The sequence below is a fragment of the Nitrosomonas sp. genome, assembly GCF_040240425.1.
Taxonomy (GTDB): domain Bacteria; phylum Pseudomonadota; class Gammaproteobacteria; order Burkholderiales; family Nitrosomonadaceae; genus Nitrosomonas.
In genome coordinates this window covers 39,761-58,243 of sequence record NZ_QPHG01000017.1, presented here as the reverse complement: position 1 = coordinate 58,243, position 18,483 = coordinate 39,761, and the positions used below count along the sequence as shown (strand labels likewise).

Below are 18,483 nucleotides of genomic sequence, written 5' to 3'. Positions count from 1 at the left end.
TTATATTCGGGCTTATGATACACAGATCGTCGTGAAAATTGTACTGATCGCGGAAAGGTTAAATTTACTGCGGGTAAATCTTGGCTCTGAGTTGCCGGGCTTTTTCGTTCAGGCGCGATTCGATGGCGCTGGCCAGTGATTTATTCTCAGCATGTTTATCCAAAATGGCCTTGTAGGCTTTCATCAGGCTAATGGCAATATCGATATTGGGTTGAGTAATTTGCCAATGCTGTTCCTCGGCCTGATCGATGATTTGCTCATACAGGATCGGCTCGGTATCGAGTGCATTTAAACCACGGCAATTTTCCCACGTGATACCGCTCAGTTCGGCCTGATCGAAACACACGCCGGATAAATCGCAATCGGCGAATTGCGCTCCGTTAAGGATGCTGTGGCGAAAATCCGCGCCGGTGAAATCGCAGTGGTTGAACACCGCGCCGGGATAATACCCGCCGGACAGATCGGCATAATTAAAATCCCGTTCATTGAATTGCGCCTCATTGCCACCGGTAAAACAGGCATTTTCCAGCAGATTGCGCGAAAAATAAGTATCCGTTCCGCTGGCGCGGGCGTACAGCGTGAGGATTGCCGGGTGATGAAATCCATCTTGATCGAGCCGGTTCCATAAAAAGACCGCCAAACGCTGATCTTCGTCGCTCCGCCATTGGCCCTTTTTATCCTTAAACTGCAACCTGCGGATAAATTCTTCCCGCAGTTGTTCCAGTGCCGCCGCATCGGCGGTTTTCTTGCGCCGCTCAAATTCCAAATAGCGGTACGGATTTTTTGCCAATTCTCCCCGGTTGCGGATCAACAACCAGCGCAGCAACAGATTCAAATCCGGTGTATGTTGTCTGGTTTGCGGATTGGTGTGCAATTCCTCCTTCAGGATCGCCATCCGCAGCACCGCTTCATTCCAGATCAATTTCAGCTTGCGCGGGTTATTGCCGAGCACCTCGCACAGCGGCCGGTAAGCGCGCAAAGTTTCCGCATCCGCGGACGGCAGCATCCGAACCAAATCCTCGCTGTGATGCGGCGGCAAGTCGAAAGCCAGTTGCACGAATTTTTCCAGATACGCTGCGCCGGAACCGGGAAAAGTTTTATCGATAGCATCCACCACCTGCTTGCGGTCCGCTGCGATAAAAAACAGACAGCCGTCGAGATGCAGAAACAGCTTGATTTGCTCGAGCAGATGGACGATTTGCGCCGGATCGTGGCAGCGATCGAGATCGTCGATCAGGAAAACCAGTCGCTTTTTCCCGGTAATGGTTTTGATCGCGGCAGCGATTTCTTCGTGGAAAAACCGGTTGTCACTGTTTTTCTCGGCGAGATTATTCAGTGAAATTTTCAACGGCATGCCGAGCCTGTCGAAGTCTAATGTCGCGGAAGTGCGTTTGAGAAATCGCATGGAGGTTTCCGTCATTTTCTTGATCAATGGCTTGAAAGCGTTTTCTTGCTGTGCCAGTAAAGCTAACAGCGGCACTAGCAAGGATTCTTCCTGGCTGTATAGCCAGGGGGAGAATTTGATGATTACCCACTTCGATGGATCATTCGCGGTATCCACATTTAGCTCATTAAGCCTGTTTTCCAGCATGCCGAGCAACGTGGATTTGCCGCTACCCCACTGGCCGAAGATGCCAGTAACGAACGGTGCATGATCATCGCGGTTCAGCACCGCCGTTTCAAGAGCGGTTAAATAACGCTGGAAATACAGACAATCGGAATCAATCCGGGCAGGTTGATCGCCCAATAGATTCAGTCTGGACATAGAGCGTATCCCAAATCAATTTCTTCGATAGCTTGTAGTGCCGTCCGGCGAACATCTGAATAATCATCCTGAAGAGCATGGATCAGTGTATCGACAGCGGCTTTATCGCCGACTTTCCCCAGTGCCTTGGCGGCCGTCAAGCGAACAGCCGGACCTTCGTCTTTAAGGGAATGGATCAGTGGATCGACAGCGGTTTTATCACCGATTTTTCCCAGCACCTTAGCTGTCATCCAACGAACATTTGAATCTTCATCCTTAAGGGCATGGATCAGTGGCTCGACAGCGGCTTTATCGCCGATTTCTCCCAGTGCCTCGACTGCCATCTGGCGAACATGTGAATCTTCATCCTTAAGGGAATGGATCAGTGGCTCGACAGCGGCTTTGTCGCCGATTTTCCTCAGTGCCTTGGCTGCCGACCAGCGAACATTTGAATCTTCATCCTTAAGGGAATGGATCAGTGGATTGACAGCGGCTTTGTCGCCGATTTCCCTCAGTGCCTTGGCTGCCGACCAGAGAGCATTTGAATCTTCATCCTTAAGGGAATGGATCAGTGGCTCGATAGCGGTTTTGTCGCCGATTGCTCCCAGCGCCTCGGCTGCCGTCCAGCAAACAATAAAATTTTCATCCTTAAGGGAATGGATCAGTGGCTCGATAGCGGCTTTGTCGCCGATTTTTCCCAGTACCTCGGCTGCTATCCTGCGAACATCTGAATTTTCATCCTTAAGGGAATGGATCAGTGGCTCGACAGCGGTTTTGTCGCCGATTTTTCCCAGTACCTCGGCTGCTATCCTGCGAACATCTGAATTTTCATCCTTAAGGGAATGGATCAGTGGCTCGATAGCGGCTTTGTCGCCGATTGCTCCCAGCGCCTCGGCTGCTATCCTGCGAACACCTGAATTTTCATCCTTAAGGGAATGAATCAGTGGATTGACAGCAGCTTTGTCGCCGATTGCTCCCAGCGCCCATGCTGTCGTCCAGCGAACTCTTGAATTTTCATCTTTAAGGCAATGGATCAGCGGATCGACAGCGGCTTTATCACCGATTTTCCCCAGTGCCTCGGCTATCATCCGGCGAACAGCCAAGTTTTTATCTGCGAGAGTCATAATCAATATTTGCAGTGTATTTGAACGATAGCGGATTCTTGCACCAGGTTGCCGGAGCAGTTGCAGAAATAATCCCCGGGTTGCTGCTTCACTGATGAAATATTCAATCCACTGGCGAAACATCCGGTCGGCGGTTTCCAGTTCCACTTTGGCTTCTTTCAGGCATAGAAAGGCGAAGCGGAAAGTGTAGTGCATCAGATCGTCGCGCGGATGCTTCTGACGCAGGATGGCTTCGATGAATTCGCTACCGGATTCCTCGTCTTTCGTGCCCGCATGCGCAGCGGCCAGTCGGATCACTTCGCGCCAGCGCGGCTCGAACAGATAACGACTCAGGTAGCGGTCGATATCGCGTTTTTTGCGCGTGATGGCGCGCGCAGCGAGGTATTCCTGGAAAGTCAGATGGAAAAAGCCGAATTCTTCGTTGCCGCGGTCGATCAGTAAGCCGGATACATCGCGGATCAGGTTCAGCAGTTGATCGGCTTTGTGCTCCGCTTCGCTTTCTGCCATGCCTTGCTGCGTGGTCAGAAACTGGCTGACGATGCCAGTCAGTTGCTTGCGCGGGATGCGGTTTTCCGGATAGTTTTCGTGCAACTGCAACGCGATTTCTTCCAATACGGCCTGCGTCTGATCTTTATCCAGACTGCCGGTTTGATCGTTGCGCTGGCGTTTTTTTATTTCCCAATTGAAAATGAACGTGTCGATGCACAGCTTGTAAAGCTCTACGCGCAGTTCCGGCAACGTCGCGCCCTGGCGCTGGATCAGGCCGATGATGGTGCACAGCAGCGGGTTGGCGGCGAGTAAGCGGATGCCGGGATTATGTTTGATTTGCTCGAGCAATTGCGCGGCTTTTTCATCGGCGCGTTTGAATGTGTGTTCGTCGTCCACGATGTCTTCGCTTTTTTCTACCGCGTAGCACCAACGCTGGAAAAATTGACTCATTTGCTCGTCGTTGAAAGGCTCCAGCGTGGCGGTGTTGAACCCGCCGCCGAGCGGCGCGGCGTCGTAACCGACGATGCGCGAGGTGACGACGAAGCGATTGCCGGGGTAATATTGACGCAGCGCTTCGATGGCTTGCACGGTGCGTTTCTGCACATGCTGATCGCGCTGTTCGTCCAGTCCATCGAGCAACCACAGCACGCGGCCGTCCGACAACCAGGTTTCAAATTGCGCGCGCAATTCCAGCCGTTCCTGCTCAGCGGTAAAACCCATTTCGCTGAAGCCGTATTGCGTCAGATATTCCAATAGGGCTTGTTCCTGCGGCCAGTGCATATGATTTTCCAGCTTCTGGCCGAGCAAACGTAGCGGCACGAAAACTGGCAAATAGCCGGAACCCGGATCGGTTTTGCAAGTAGTTGCTTCCTGCAACGCGAAGTGCTTCAGCAACGTGGTTTTGCCCGCACCCGGATCACCCAGGATTACCCAGGCGGCATGGCGTTGCCAGAGCGCATCGGTGGGAACACCTTGTTCGGTTTCCACACGCTGAGGATAGAAATGTTCCGGAATGTCTGCTACCTCCGGCATTGATTCACGAACCGGAAAGTTTTCCCGTTCGAGCCGGTCGCGTAGCGCTTGCGGTTTGTCCGAGTGGTTCATGCGCACCGTCAGGTTGATAAATACATCGTCCATTGACAGTTCGATCATGCGGTTTACCTGCATGACGCCGCGCGCATCGATGGCTTTGTTGTCCTGGATGACTCTGTCCAGATAGCGGGCAAGGATTGAAGGCGCGGTGGATGGCATGTTGTTTCCGGTGAGTGAGCTTGCGGAATTCTACTATACCGCAGGATTTTTACACGGAATCACGGGCGATTGATCAAGGCCATCGTCATTTTTGTTCTCACAAAACCTTCACAATTGCCGTGCTAGACTCGCTGCGTAGTACGTAGTATCTTCCTGAATGTTAGTCGATCAACGTTCTTTGAACGTTGATCTTTTTTATGGTGTGTAGCGGAGCTTCTGCTGCATTAACCCATTTCTCTGCAACCATTCCACAAAAGATTCATTTGCGGGTCATGAAAATTCGGTATGCTACAGGCTCGTTATATTTAGTCGGGCTATTGTTATGGATTCCCCTGCCTCGTTGTCATCCATTGCCACTGAATTAGGCGCGCTTGCCGAAGAAAAATTACTGGCGATTCCGGAATATGCGGAACGGCAGGATTTGCATGCCGAATTGAACGCGGTGGCGTATGAGTTGCTGGCGCCGCCGTTTGAGCTTTCGCATTTGGTCTTGTTGTCGGAACGCGACCGAGTCGACCAGGAACGTCAGCTGGTGGGTGAGCTATGTCTGCGCTACGGCATCAACCCACCAAATACGCATGAAAACGATTTCAGCGCGGATTGCGGTGAGTTTCGTTTGCGCTGGGAGCGACATACCGAATATTCAACCTATACCTTTTATCGCGCCAAGCCTTTTGATACGCCGTTTGCGCATCCCGCGATTGGGTATGTGCCGCAGGATTGGCTGGCGCAATTGCCGGGCGAATTGCTGGTGGCGACGCATATCGCGCTGGAGGATCGCTCGCACCCTAAACGCAGTTTGCATGAACTGGTCAATTTATTCGCTTCCGGGACGGTGATCGGCTCCAAAGTGGCGGGCGGCGCGGCTAGTGTATGGAGCGATAACCAGATTCATGCCGATAATTTCGGCCGTATTCTGATTCATGACGACAACTTGCGTAGCCGCCAGGTCGGACGGCTGGTGCAGCGTTTGCTGGAAATCGAGACTTACCGCATGCTGGCGATGCTGCCGCTGCCTGTGACGCGCAAGATCATACCGCAACTGGCGCGCGCTGATCAGCGTCTGGCCGAATTGACCGCAAACAGTGCCGGACTGACCTGCATCGAAGATGAGCAGAGCTTGCTCAATGAATTGACCCAGCTGGCAGCGGAAACCGAGCGTTTGTCGGCGCTCACCAGCCACCGCTTCAATGCTTCCAGAGCGTATTACGATATCGTCAAGTTGCGCATTACCGAATTGCGCGAGGAGCGTATCGAAGGGTTGCAGATGCTGCAAGAATTTATGATTCAGCGGTTGTCGTCGGCGATGGGGACGTGCGAGCTGGTGCATACCAAGCTGGAAACGCTGTCGACCCGTTTGGGCCGCGCATCGGCGTTACTGCGTACGCGTGTCGATTTGTCGATGGAAGGGCAGATCCGGGATTTGCTGAAATCCATGGACAATCGCGCGCACGTGCAACTGCGTATGCAAGAAACGGTGGAAGGCTTGTCCGTAGTGGTGTTGAGTTACTATCTACTGGGTATCGTGGGCTATGGATTGAAAGCGCTGAAAGCGGCGGGGCAGGATATCAATGTCGAATTGCTGACCGGTATTGCTATTCCTGTCGTGGTACTTGCTGTTTACTTTGTCGTGCGCGGCGTGCGTTCAGTGATCGGCAAATTGCACCGGGATAAGTGACCGGTGCATCTTCTTAATCTAGCATTCGGTAATGCTGACCGCTAAGCCGCCGAGCGACGTTTCCTTGTATTTCACTGACATTTCCAGTCCGGTTTGTTTCATCGCAGCGATGCAATTATCCAGCGACATAAAATGCTGGCCGTCGCCTCGGATAGCCAGCGATGACGCGGTGTACGCCTTGATCGCGCCGAAGCCGTTGCGTTCGATACAGGGTACCTGCACCAAGCTGCCCACCGGGTCGCAGGTCATGCCCAAGTGATGTTCCAATGCAATCTCCGCCGCATTCTCAATTTGTGCTGTCGAGCCGCCTTTGATTGCGCATAAACCGGCCGCCGCCATCGCGGAAGCGGAACCGACTTCACCCTGACAACCCACTTCGGCACCGGAAATCGAGCTGTTATGCTTGATCAAGCCACCGATCGCACCAGCCACCAATAGGAAATCGCGTACTTGTTCTTGCGTCGCACCTTCGTGTTTCACGGCATAATAAATGACCGCTGGAATAACGCCCGCAGCGCCGTTGGTCGGTGCGGTGACAACCATATGTCCCGCAGCATTTTCCTCGTTGACCGCCATCGCGTAAGCACACAGCCAATCGTTCAGGTTGGCTTTCTGCGGATTGTTTTGTAATTGCAGATACAAAGCGTGCGCGCGGCGTTTGATGTTGAGTCCGCCGGGTAATCGGCCTTCCGCCACCAAACCTTTTTCCAGGCAGGTGTGCATCGCGTCCCAAGTGGCGTCCAGACCATCGTTCAATGCTTTTTCATTCATGCGCTCAAGTTCATTGCTGCGTTTCATGGCTGCAATCGATAAGCCGCTGTCGGCTGCCATTTTCATCATCTGGTTGGCGGAGTCGAAAGGAAAGCCGCACGAACTGGTTGCTTCCATTTTGATCGGTGCAACGATCTGGCCAATCTCGGACAAAGTGGAGATGAAACCGCCGCCGATTGAGAAATAAGTTTCTGTCAGCAGCGTCTTGCCGGTTCCATCCAGCAACTGAAAAATCATACCGTTCGGATGCTCCGGCAGCGGCTCGCCACGATCGAAAATAATGTCTTCGGGTGGATTGAAATGAACGGTGACCGATTCGTTGATCGGCAGCGTATTTTGTTGCCAGAGTTTCTGGAACAGTTCATTGACGTCCAATTTGGCCAGTCCTCGCGGCGTGTATTCGTGCATGCCCAGAGTTACCGCGCGGTCGGTGGCGTGACCTTTGCCGGTAAACGCCAATGATCCGCGCAAAGTGCAGCGTACCTGCAAGAAAGCCGGAACCGGTTGGCCGGTAACAAAAGTCTGAACGCGGCCGCGAAAATCCTTGGCTGCAACCATGGGGCCCATGGTGTGCGAACTGGAGGGACCGATACCAATTTTGAAAAGATCAAGAACGCTGATAAACATTAAATTGCCTGTGAAAATTTAGAGAATCTGGATGATGTTCTGCGGAAAATGCGCACTGAAAATCGAAGCGCAGTAAGTATGCTATATGTCTTGCACCGACTCAACAAATTTTTGTTGATAACCAAGATAGGATTGACTATCAGGTATTTTATATTCAGTGATAGCCGGTTTGCTGGATATCTTGCATTTCATAAAGAAATGGGTATAATTAAGAATCATTCTCATTATTAATGATCATTAGATCGTTATTTTAAAGACAAGAATTTTTTAAATATAGATCGCAAGGTATTTAAAATGTATGTATGTATTTGCAAAGGTGTAACGGAAAGCGCGCTGCGTGAAGCAGTTTACCAAGGTGCGGGCCGGATGAGGGATTTAAAAGCCAGCTTGGGAGTAACGGAGCAGTGTGGTCTGTGCGCGTGCCATGCAAAAGAGGTTCTGGATCAAACATTGGTGCAGAAATCTCAGCTGCAAAATTTTACTCCTCAATCAACTCGCGTGTGCGAAACAGCGGTCTGAGGGAAATCTAAGAATAGTTTTGGCGCAATAAGGATTTCCCGGCTGACTGTGGAATCTTGCCGGTGAATCCGGGTTAGTTATTCAATTCATCGCATTTTAATAATAATATTTACCCTCGAATCGGGTAAGCACTGCAAAAATAATTTTGCACTCACTCTTGATATGACTATTCGTGGTTTTACTAGATACATCTGTTTCTGTGCAGTATTCGTTAGTGTGTGTCTAGCGGTAGCTTTCTTGCCTCAACCTAGCGTTGCACAATCAATAAACACTTCAGCGGCAGTGCGGACCTACGATATTTCTGCAGGCTATCTGCACGATGCACTCACGCAATTCTCACAACAAGCCGGAATTAAACTTGCCTTGGATCCTGCGCTATTGCAGGGGAAAGTCACGCATGGTTTGACGGGTGATTTTGATATCAAAGCTGCGCTCGATCAATTGCTGATTGGTTCTGGCTTGCAAGTGGCGCAGCGCGACGATGGTTTTGCCATCGTCGTAGTACCTTCGGCCTCTCCTGAACCGGCCGTTACCACATTGCCAGCAATACAAGTCACGGCGAGCAATACCAATCGCTACGCCGCGACCAGCACCAGTACCGCTACTAAGACTAACACTTTATTACGCGATGTGCCGCAATCGATCACCGTCATTACCGGAGATTTAATTAAAGATCAATCGATCCGCAGTCTTGCCGATGCGGTGCGCTATGTGCCGGGTGTCGGTGTTTCGCAAGGCGAGGGAAATCGCGATGCGCTGGTGTTTCGCGGCAACCGTTCGACCGGTGATTTTTTTATCGACGGCATCCGCGATGACGCCGAGTTCTACCGCGATCTGTATAACATTGACCGTGTGGAAGTGTTGAAGGGCGCTAATGGGATGATTTTCGGGCGTGGCGGCTCGGGCGGCGTGGTAAATCGTGTCACCAAAATGGCAAACTGGGAGCCGGTGCGGGAGTTTTCCTTCCAGGGCGGATCGTTTAATCAAAAACGTATGACTGCGGATGTGGGCTACGTGATTAATGATGTGGCCGCCGTCCGGTTGAATACGGTGTATGAGGATTCCGGCAGTTTCCGGGACGGTGTCAGCATGGAACGGCTTGGTATTGCGCCAACAGTAACCATCAAACCGACTAGCCGTACCAAAGTGGTGCTCAATATGGAGCGTTTCCACGACGACCGCACTGCCGATCGCGGAATCACATCGGTTGTGGGAAGAACCGGGCAAGTCACCGGCCCGGTGGATGTGAGCCGCTCGCAGTTTTTTGGCGATCCGAGGCGAAGTCTCGCGGAGATTGATGTACTGTCCTTCGGTTCTTTCATTGAGCATAAATTCGATTCCGGCATTACGCTGCAAAATCGCACACTCTATACCACCTACGACAAGTTCTATCAAAATGTATTCGCCAGCGGCGGATTCAATCCGCAAACCGGAATGTTGCCATTGGGCGCGTACAACAACACGACATCGCGCGATAATGTGTTTAATCAAACCAATTTTCTGTACTCGCTCAATACCGGTCCGATTTCCCATACCTTGCTGGCCGGTGTCGAGGTCGGGCGGCAAGAAACGCACAACCGGCGCGAGACCGGTTTATTCAATAACAGCGCGGCCGATACCAATTTTTTTGTGCCGCTCAGCAATCCGCTGACCAATGTACCAATTACTTTTAGAAATAGAAATTCGGGCGACGGCCTGGATGCATTGAATCGCAGCACCGTCAATGTGACCTCCTTGTATATTCAAGATCAGATCGAGATCATTCCTCAGCTGCAGGTAATTGCCGGGGTGCGATATGACTCATTTGAAGTCGATTTTCAGCAGAAGAATGGTCTCAAGGATCATCTAAAAACTAATGATGACTTGATCGCGCCGCGTTTCGGTGTGATCTTTAAACCGATCGAACCGGTATCGTTTTATGCCAGTTACAGTCAAGCCTACGTTCCACGCGCCGGCGATCAGTTGACGGCGTTAAATGTCACGGTGGAAACACTGAAGCCAGAGAAATTCACTACGATGGAAACCGGAGTTAAATGGGATATCCGTCCCGATCTGGCTTTCACCGGTGCAGTCTATCAACTGGATCGCACCAATGTGATTAATTCTGTGGTTGGCGGACAAACCTTTCTGACTAAAGGCCAGCGTACCGAAGGTGTTGAAATTAGCTTGGCAGGGCAACTCACCCAGAACTGGAGTGTCATGGGCGGCTATGCATATCAGACCGGTGAAATTACCAGCGACATACTCGGCATCGCTCGAAAGGGAGCAACAGTTGCGGAATTGCCGCGGCACACTTTTTCGGTATGGAGCCGTTACGACATTACGCCAAACATTGGCGCGGCATTTGGTGTCATCCATCGTGACAGTATGTTTGCATCGTTGACTAACCGGGTCAGCCTGCCGGATTTCACTCGGGTTGATGCCGCTTTATTTACGAAGTTTTCCAAAAGCTTTCGCGGGCAATTGAATATCGAAAATCTGTTCGATACCAAATATTTTGCAGCCGCGCATAACGATTTCAATATCACACCAGGTTCACCGATTGCCGTCCGAGCAAGCTTAATTGCTAATTTCTAATAAAAAATTTATTTGATAATATTAATAAGAATCATTATCATTATTATTAGCATTACTGTTCTTAATAAAAAAAGGAGTTTTTATGATGTTTAAGTTTAGTAGGTACAGCAATTCATGGATTTATTCAATGATTGCGGGTTTGTTTATTTTATTTGCCGGCATGAATCATGTGACGGCAGCATCCAATGTCGCGACCATTGAATCAGCCGTCACGGCTTTTAAAACTATTGGGACGTTGCGTAGAGAATTTCCGATTAATGGAGATGCAATCGCGGCGCAATATGCTGGCGCTTTGCAAACATTGACGCAAGAGATCGACACCGCCAATTCCTTGGCTTTAGATAAGGATGTGCTGGCAGCGATCGACGACATCAAAAACGACTATGCGCCAAGGCTCGCAGCACAAGTGATCGACAAAACCCTGCAGCGTGTTTTCTATCAAAGCATTTGGAATCGCATTGCTGCGATTCGCGACCAATTTGAAACCGGCACATCGGACGTTCTAGCAGCCATGCTGGATGAATCGGTGGCGGCCTTCCAAGCCATTTCCGGAACGGTGGCCAGAGAGAATCAAATCTTGACAGCCGACCGGCAAGCGCTGGAAGCAGGTAGCAATCCGGGGCTTGATGTCGAAGTGAACGATCAATTCTCCAAAATCAGAGCGGCTTTAAATAAAAGCAATTTGGAAGAGGATTTCATCACGGTGCAAATCGCGCGGTATGCGATCCGAATGTCGCTTGCGCGGGCTTATTATATTGGAGTGTTGCGTGAAGTCGCCGGCATTATTAAGCAGAGAGGTGTCGACCCCGATGAAACGAGCGTTTTGCAGAAAGAAGGCGAAATTTTTTATCGCATCATTGAATCGCTGGTAGCCAGAGGAAACCCTGCCGGTAGCTTGAGGATAAAAACGCAATTGACAGGCGATCCATCGAAAGTCGTTGCCGATGAGATTGTCAGCGAGTTAGGAAAAGGTTTTATTGGCCGCGTCGTTGCTGAAATGAATGGTCAAGCAAGTGCTATCACGGAAAAAGACCGCCCACATGCGGTGGCCGAAGCGGCGGGTGCCAAATATTTTGCCAGAGTCCTGTTGCCCGATCTCGAATTGCGATTGGGTGCCGCAGATCGTGGCAGTCTGGAAAATGAGCTGGAAAATTTAATGACTGCCAGCAATGAACTCAGTGCTCCTAAATCCGAACAAGCGCGTAATGCGATAACAGCAATCTTAACCAAGTACGAGAATGCACTGAATCGTGCTCAATATGAAGTAGCGCAACATACCCCCATCGTTGAGAATGCGCTTGCCGATTACCAGGCAATCGACAGTCTGCGGAATCAAGCGCCGATCGATGGAGATGCTATCGCAGCAAAATATGGCGCAGATCTGCAACAACTGACACAACTGGTCGACCAAATCTATGGGCAAACAATTGATCTGGATGTTTCGGCAGCCATTGCACAAGTTAAATCCGGTAATCAAATTCGTTTCGCTCTGCAAGTGATCGATAAGTCGCTACAGAAAATGTTTGCGCTGGTTGTATACAACCGTGTCACGCTGGTTCAGGAGCAGTTCGGCAATTTATCGACGGATGCGCTCGCGCTCGAATGGGACAGAGCATACACCGCGTACTCGGCGATTGCCAAAACGGTGAACAAAGAAGACAAAGTGCTTTCATCGGATAAACAATCAATTGTGTCGGGTAGCGATCCTGATCTCGACTATCAAGTGACCGCCGCCTTTATTCAAGGTAAACGTACTTTTGATAAAGCCGATATGGAAGATGGTCAATCATTGGCATTGGCGCGTGAAAATATCGTCATTCCGCTGGTCAGGAGTTTTCTGATCGGTGTGCTACGGGAAGTTCAAGGTATTGTCGAGAATAGAGCTGTCGATGTGGACGAGGCCAGGGAAAAACAAATCGAAGGCGAATATTTTTACCGCATCGTGGAAGGTTTTATCGCCCAAGATAATCCATCGGGAAGCAATCAGATCAAAGCTCAGTTCACGGGTGAACTGTCCAATGTGGTTGCCGACAAAATCGTGAGTGAAATCAGCAAAGGTATCCTGGGACAGGTAGAAAGAAGTATTCATCAAATCGAAGCCAATTTCACAGCCGATAAGAATCAAGCGATGTTGGCCTTGGAAAGATTGTCGCTGTATACCGGCGTTTTCTTAGCCGATCTCGGTCAGCGCTTGAATGCATCGAAACGCGCCAGTCTGGAAAATGCAATTCGCGACCTGAAAGACGCGATCAATAACGGCAATACCGATAGAGCCGTTGCATTGCGGTCAATAATGACCGGAATTCTTGCGGAATACGAGAGTAAGTTGTTGTAAGAGCAGATTCCCCTCCTCGCAGTCTTAGCCCTTCTGCGAGGAGGAATCGTGTTAAAGATTTACTCGCGGTATTTCAGATCCGGCTCCGCGATCGCGGAGCCAGCCGTAGCCAGCCACGACACCCCCTGTCTATAGCCAGCCATTTTCTCATCACTGACTTTCAAAAAAACTTGGTGTGTGGAGACATTACATTGCTAGGTTTTTTCAGTATTTTTTATAGGAGTAGTAAATCATATGAATAGGTGGCTGGTTGTTTCAATCTCATTGTCATTGTTACAGATGGCTGCAACCGCAAAAGTTTTCGCTAGCGGCGACTTTACTGAGATTAATCGCAGCAGATCAGAGAATCCCGTCAGTATCAGCGGTAGCAATCGTTATGGTACCGATAGAACTTACAGCAGTGCGGGTTTTATTGATTTAAACAATGCTTTTTTTAAACCTTTCGGCACCAATGGCCGGACCTGTGCATCGTGCCATGTGCCGACGGAAGGATGGGCGATTACGCCGAAGGGTATCAAAGAACGTTTTGAAAAAACGGCAGGTATGGATCCGGTTTTTCGTTTAGTGGACGGCGCCAATTCACCGCTGGCGGATGTGTCAACCGTGGAGAAACGCCGTCGAGCCTATAGCATGCTGTTGAATAAAGCTAATATCCGAGTCGGAATTGGCATACCTGCAGATGCCGAATTCGAACTGGTCGAAGCAGATGATCCTTACGGGTTTGCCAGCGCCGCCGAGTTGTCGTTATTCCGCCGACCGATGCCAACGACTAACCTTAAGTTTATTAGCGCAGTCATGTGGGAAGGGCGGGAAACTACTTTAGATCCAACTTCCATCGATTGTATTTACGGAACAACGACATGCTTTTCTCCAATTTCGTTTGATTTATCCACGCAAGCGAATCATGCCACATTGGGGCACGCCGAGGCACTGGCGGATCTTACCCAGGCGGAACGCGATGAGATCGTTGCGTTTGAAATGGGGTTGTTTACTGCACAAGTTAAAGATAACGCAGCTGGCAGTTTGACCGATGACGGTGCTCGAGGCGGGTCTAGAACTCTGATTGACCAAGTGTATTACTTTGGTATGAACGATACGCTGGCTGGCGATTATCGCACCGGTAAGCCTTTTAATCCCATCGTGATATCGTTGTACGATACGTGGACCCGATTCTCCAGCCGGTCACGGGATAGCCGAGAGAAAGCGCGCGGTGCGATTGCGCGAGGCCAGGCTTTGTTTAACAATAAACCGATTAAGATCCGCGGTGTGAAGGGTATCAATGACGATTTGGGGGTTGATGTATTAACCGGTACTTGTACAACTTGCCATAACACCCCTAACTCGGGTAATCACTCCACGCCCATGCCGTTGGATATCGGTATTTCCGATGCTTCCCGCCGTGCGCCGGACATGCCTTTGTATACACTCAGAAATAAAACCACCGGTGAAACTATTCAAACCACCGATCCAGGCCGCGCTTTGATCACTGGCCGATGGAAAGATATCGGCCGTTTTAAAGGTCCGGTATTGCGTGCGCTTGCATCGCGTCCGCCTTATTTCCACGACGGTTCGGCGAAAGATATAGCGGCGGCGATTGATTTCTACAACACACGATTCTCTATCGGATTGACCGACAGGGAAAAAGCCGATTTGGCTGCTTTTCTTGCAGCGCTGTGAACGGTTAATGATGAGGTGTGCCTTATCTGCTAAAGAAGCTGGTTCATAAGGCAATTTAACGGCCGATCCCGGGAAATCCGGGATCGGCCATTTTTTTGCAAGGAAAAACTAAAGGAGAAAGAGAAAAAACGCAGTGAGATTACAGGGTGAAAACAATCATGTCGGCGGTAATCGCATTTACGTTGACGCCGACCAGTTCAATGTTTGCAACACCGCCGAGAAATTCGGCAGTGAAACCGGTGTCGCCGTTATCTACAATATCAGTAATATAGGACAATAATTCCGGCACCGAATTGATTCCGAGAATTTCCGAATCGAAGAACAAGCGGTCTTCGCCTAAAGTAAAGTCGGAGATTCTGAATTGACCTGTGCCATAAAAACCGAAGATATCGTTGCCCGCGCCGCCGTTAAGCTGATCGCGATCATCCGGTGAACCGCCGGCCCGCAGAATATCGTTGCCGTTGCCGCCGAATAATCTTTCGGTACCGGTTTGTCCGTCGATGTCGTCATCGCCGTCGCCGCCTCTTAGGATGCCATTGCCGTCGCCTTCTCTGATGATGTCGTTACCGGCGCCGCCTTCGATTTCATCATGCCCTGCGCCGCCTGTTAGAATATTGTCCAGTTCGTCGCCGATAATGAGTAAATCATTGTCGTCAAATCCGGCGGACCCAAGACCTTCGAAAGGGATGCCGTCGATAAACTTGATGGATCCGGAGCCCAGATTCGGGCGAGGTGAAGTACTAACTGTCATAATATTTTCTCCAAATGCGTTAAAAATGTAAAACTTACACTCACTATATCAGCGCAAACAATAATGAGAATGATTCCTATTATAGTAAATAATGGTTAAAATGCAATGCTTATTATTGCTGATTATTGGAATTGAAAAGATTAAGTAGCTGGGAATAAAGTAATAGCTGCTAAACATAACTATGAAACTCGATGAATTATTATTGAAAGCAAAGGAATTAATCGCTGCGGGCAAATTTAACGATGCCGACGGAATTCTTGAACCGTTGAAAAGTGAATATCCGTTATCTCCAGATGTTGCGCGCTTGTGGTGTTCGTTGGCGATGCGCACGGGCCGGACGGACGATGTGCCCGCATACGCCGCAAAAATTTATGCGCATGTGCAAGGTGACTTTCACAAAGCACACTGGGCGCATGTGCTCGGAACCGCGAGTTTTATTTTGCTGGATTTATCCACCGCGCATGCGCATTTTACCTACGCGCTGAATCATCTGATGGCGCTGGCTAAATCCGGAAAAATCCCGCCGCAAAAAGAACAAGTCAAGTCCGGCCAAGCCGATGCGAATGTATTCGCTTCCGGAGAAGCGGAAAAATTGCTGTGGCGCACCTGTGCGGAGTTAGCTCGGCAGGATATTCCGGTATTTCCTTTTGCGGGCACGCTGTTGGGTCTGATCCGGAACGGGTGTTTACTCGATTTCGACAAAGATCTCGACATCGCCGTGCAAATGGAATTCTGGGACACTTGTTGTGCGGCATTGGAGCAGGCGGGCTGGGCGCGTGCACCGATGCGGATCGAATACGCCAATTATCGCGATTACGTGCACCCGGAGTTGGGGATTACGCTCGATGTCTGCGGTCTGCAAGCTCGGGGCAAACAGATCGTGGGCGGGTTTGCATTGCCAGGTTATCCCGATGAATATCAGCGGGTATCGGTTTTTCCCAAGTTCGATCTGACTCAGCGCGATACAGACTTTGGCACAGCCTGGTTTCCGCGTCAGCCGGAAAGAATTCTGACCGCATTCTACGGTGACTGGCGCACGCCGAATCCCAACTGGGATACCGTGATATCCGCCTGTAACCTAGAAAACTTTACCCAGCTCGTGCGTTGCTATGCCTACCATAGGCTGATACAGCGCTGGCTGCTGGGAGACTTGGCCAAAGCATGGTGTTACGCGCACCAGATTGTTTTGAAGGACCCCGACGACGTACTTGCACTGCGCAGCCGGCAGTGGATGGAGCGCGCCATGACGCGCCTGAATCGGGAAATTCCCGTATGGCCGAAAAATCGGCAGCAAAAACGCGTGTATACACGCATGGTGGCTGATCTGTTTCATGAAGGGCATGTGAGTTTCTTGCGTGCGGCGCGCGCATTGGGCACGCATCTGACGGTCTGCGTGGTTTCCGATGAACGCGTGGTGGAAAACAAAGGCAAATTGCCCGTCATGAAGCAAGCAGAACGCGCCGCCGTCGTGGCCGCCTGCAAGTATGTCGACGCCGTCATGACGGAAACCCCCGCGAGTGTCACCCCGGGATTCATGCAACAGAACGGCTTCGACATTTATACTTTCGCCTGCGCCTCGGAACAGGAACGCCGAGATAAATATAAACTGTGCGAAACCTTACCGCCGGAGATGATTCAGGAACTGACCTACACCCCCGGCATCTCCACATCCGAGCTGGTTGTGCGCATACTGAGCGGTGCGGGCAGCAAGGAAGCGGATACCTGATTGATTCAGATATGCGAGCAATTTCCAAGAGTAAGATCCGTCCCGATTAACTCGATATCACTCACCCGGTTGCAGTGTAACCGGCACTTCAATTTTCTCACCCCGGCGCAGCACCGTAAGCATGATGGTGTCGCCGACCTTGTAATTATCAATACGGTTCAGCAATTTTTCCACTGAGTCCATCGGTTTTCCGTCAACGGCAACGATAATGTCGTTGGCGATGATGTTGCCTTCCGGCGTCAATACGGCGCCTATCAGTCCGGCGGTATCGGCTGCGGAACCGGGGCCGATGCTTAGGATGACGACGCCGGTTACTTTCAGGTGTTGCGTCAGGCGGTTATTGAGTTTGCTGTCGACGGTGATGCCCATGGCCGGGCGAATATATTTGCCGCGGCTGATGATTTGCGGAACGACGCGGTTGACGGTATCGACCGGCACGGCAAAGCCAATCCCGGCGCTGGCGCCGCTCGGGCTGTAAATGGCGGTGTTGATGCCGATCAGACGGCCGGCGGAATCGAGCAGCGGGCCGCCGGAATTGCCGGGGTTAATGGCGGCATCGGTTTGAATCAGATTGTCGATGGTGCGGCCATCTCCGCCTGGTAAGGAACGATCCAATGCGGAGACAATGCCGGTGGTCAACGTCCAGTCCAGACCGAACGGATTGCCGATGGCGAATACTTTTTGTCCCACCTTAAGGTCGTTGCTTGTGCCGATCGGCACCGGGGCTGGCCGCTGGAAGCCGATGCCGATTTTCAGCACGGCGATGTCGTGCGCCGGGCTTGCGCCGACCAGGGAAGCCTTGTAATCGCGTCCGTCGGCCAGACGCACGGTGGCTTCGCTGGCGCCTTTAACCACGTGAAGATTGGTAATGATATGCCCGCTATCATCCCAGATAAACCCAGAGCCGGTGCCGCTAGGAACGGAAAAAATATTGCGCGACCACGCATCCATGACGCGCTGCCGGGTGGTGATAAACACTACGGAATCGCGCGAATTTTCAAACAATTCGATGGTGCTTTTCTCATCCTCGGCCAGGTTGCCGCGTGCTTGAACCACGCGTGGTTCCGCGCTCTCTTGCTGGTTCTGACCGGAAAAGAGATTGAAATGAAAAATATTCGGAAAATAGTGGTAAAGGAAGCTGTGAAAAAATAACACCAGCAATACACCGGCCAGCGTGTACCAGATTAAACGGGAAAAGAATCCGTTGGGCATGA

The 18,483-nt window shown here is 50.8% G+C and carries 11 protein-coding genes; 6 read left to right on the top strand and 5 right to left on the bottom strand.

Features of this window, described 5'->3' with window-relative positions; genetic code table 11:
* Positions 1 to 64: 64 nt before the first annotated feature.
* Together DU481_RS08395 and DU481_RS08390 are read right to left on the bottom strand one after the other, a co-directional pair.
* Positions 65 to 1,765, bottom strand: coding sequence for a P-loop NTPase fold protein (locus tag DU481_RS08395; protein WP_350133721.1), 1,701 nt, complete (start codon positions 1,763 to 1,765; stop codon positions 65 to 67).
* Positions 1,753 to 4,608, bottom strand: coding sequence for a HEAT repeat domain-containing protein (locus DU481_RS08390; protein ID WP_350133720.1), 2,856 nt, complete (start codon positions 4,606 to 4,608; stop codon positions 1,753 to 1,755). The genes DU481_RS08395 and DU481_RS08390 overlap by 13 nt, the downstream gene beginning before the upstream one ends.
* Before the next feature lie 322 nt (positions 4,609 to 4,930).
* Between DU481_RS08390 and DU481_RS08385 the strand changes: the two genes are divergently transcribed.
* Positions 4,931 to 6,286: a DUF3422 family protein gene (locus DU481_RS08385; RefSeq protein ID WP_350133718.1), complete on the top strand. Its 1,356-nt coding sequence runs from the start codon at positions 4,931 to 4,933 to the stop codon at positions 6,284 to 6,286.
* Between the two features lie 18 nt (positions 6,287 to 6,304).
* On the opposite strand, the gene DU481_RS08380 is transcribed toward DU481_RS08385, so the two are convergent.
* A complete protein-coding gene (locus DU481_RS08380) occupies positions 6,305 to 7,684 on the bottom strand; it encodes an L-serine ammonia-lyase (protein ID WP_350133716.1) in 1,380 nt (459 codons plus the stop codon).
* A gap of 294 nt (positions 7,685 to 7,978) precedes the next feature.
* On the opposite strand from DU481_RS08380, the gene DU481_RS08375 reads away from it, so the two are divergent.
* The 4 genes from DU481_RS08375 to DU481_RS08360 all read left to right on the top strand — a co-directional run bounded on the left by DU481_RS08375 (position 7,979) and on the right by DU481_RS08360 (position 14,792).
* On the top strand, positions 7,979 to 8,203 hold the full coding sequence (locus DU481_RS08375) for a (2Fe-2S)-binding protein (protein ID WP_107801582.1): 225 nt from the start codon (positions 7,979 to 7,981) through the stop codon (positions 8,201 to 8,203).
* 237 nt (positions 8,204 to 8,440) lie between these two features.
* Positions 8,441 to 10,780 carry a TonB-dependent siderophore receptor gene (locus DU481_RS08370; RefSeq protein WP_350133715.1) on the top strand — a complete coding sequence of 780 codons (2,340 nt, stop codon included), beginning with the start codon at positions 8,441 to 8,443 and terminating at the stop codon, positions 10,778 to 10,780.
* Positions 10,781 to 10,907: 127 nt separating this feature from the next.
* Positions 10,908 to 13,115 carry a hypothetical protein gene (locus DU481_RS08365; RefSeq protein ID WP_350133713.1) on the top strand — a complete coding sequence of 736 codons (2,208 nt, stop codon included), beginning with the start codon at positions 10,908 to 10,910 and terminating at the stop codon, positions 13,113 to 13,115.
* 234 nt (positions 13,116 to 13,349) lie between these two features.
* On the top strand, positions 13,350 to 14,792 hold the full coding sequence (locus tag DU481_RS08360) for a hypothetical protein (protein ID WP_350133712.1): 1,443 nt from the start codon (positions 13,350 to 13,352) through the stop codon (positions 14,790 to 14,792).
* Positions 14,793 to 14,931: 139 nt separating this feature from the next.
* Here DU481_RS08360 and DU481_RS08355 read toward each other — a convergent pair whose 3' ends face one another.
* Complete coding sequence (locus tag DU481_RS08355) at positions 14,932 to 15,543, bottom strand: calcium-binding protein (RefSeq protein WP_350133711.1); 612 nt, start codon at positions 15,541 to 15,543, stop codon at positions 14,932 to 14,934.
* 181 nt (positions 15,544 to 15,724) lie between these two features.
* Between DU481_RS08355 and DU481_RS08350 the strand changes: the two genes are divergently transcribed.
* Positions 15,725 to 17,269, top strand: coding sequence for an adenylyltransferase/cytidyltransferase family protein (locus DU481_RS08350; protein ID WP_350133710.1), 1,545 nt, complete (start codon positions 15,725 to 15,727; stop codon positions 17,267 to 17,269).
* Between the two features lie 57 nt (positions 17,270 to 17,326).
* Here the strand turns inward: DU481_RS08350 and DU481_RS08345 are convergent, their stop codons facing one another.
* Positions 17,327 to 18,481 carry a S1C family serine protease gene (locus DU481_RS08345; protein WP_090320329.1) on the bottom strand — a complete coding sequence of 385 codons (1,155 nt, stop codon included), beginning with the start codon at positions 18,479 to 18,481 and terminating at the stop codon, positions 17,327 to 17,329.
* Positions 18,482 to 18,483: the final 2 nt, after the last annotated feature.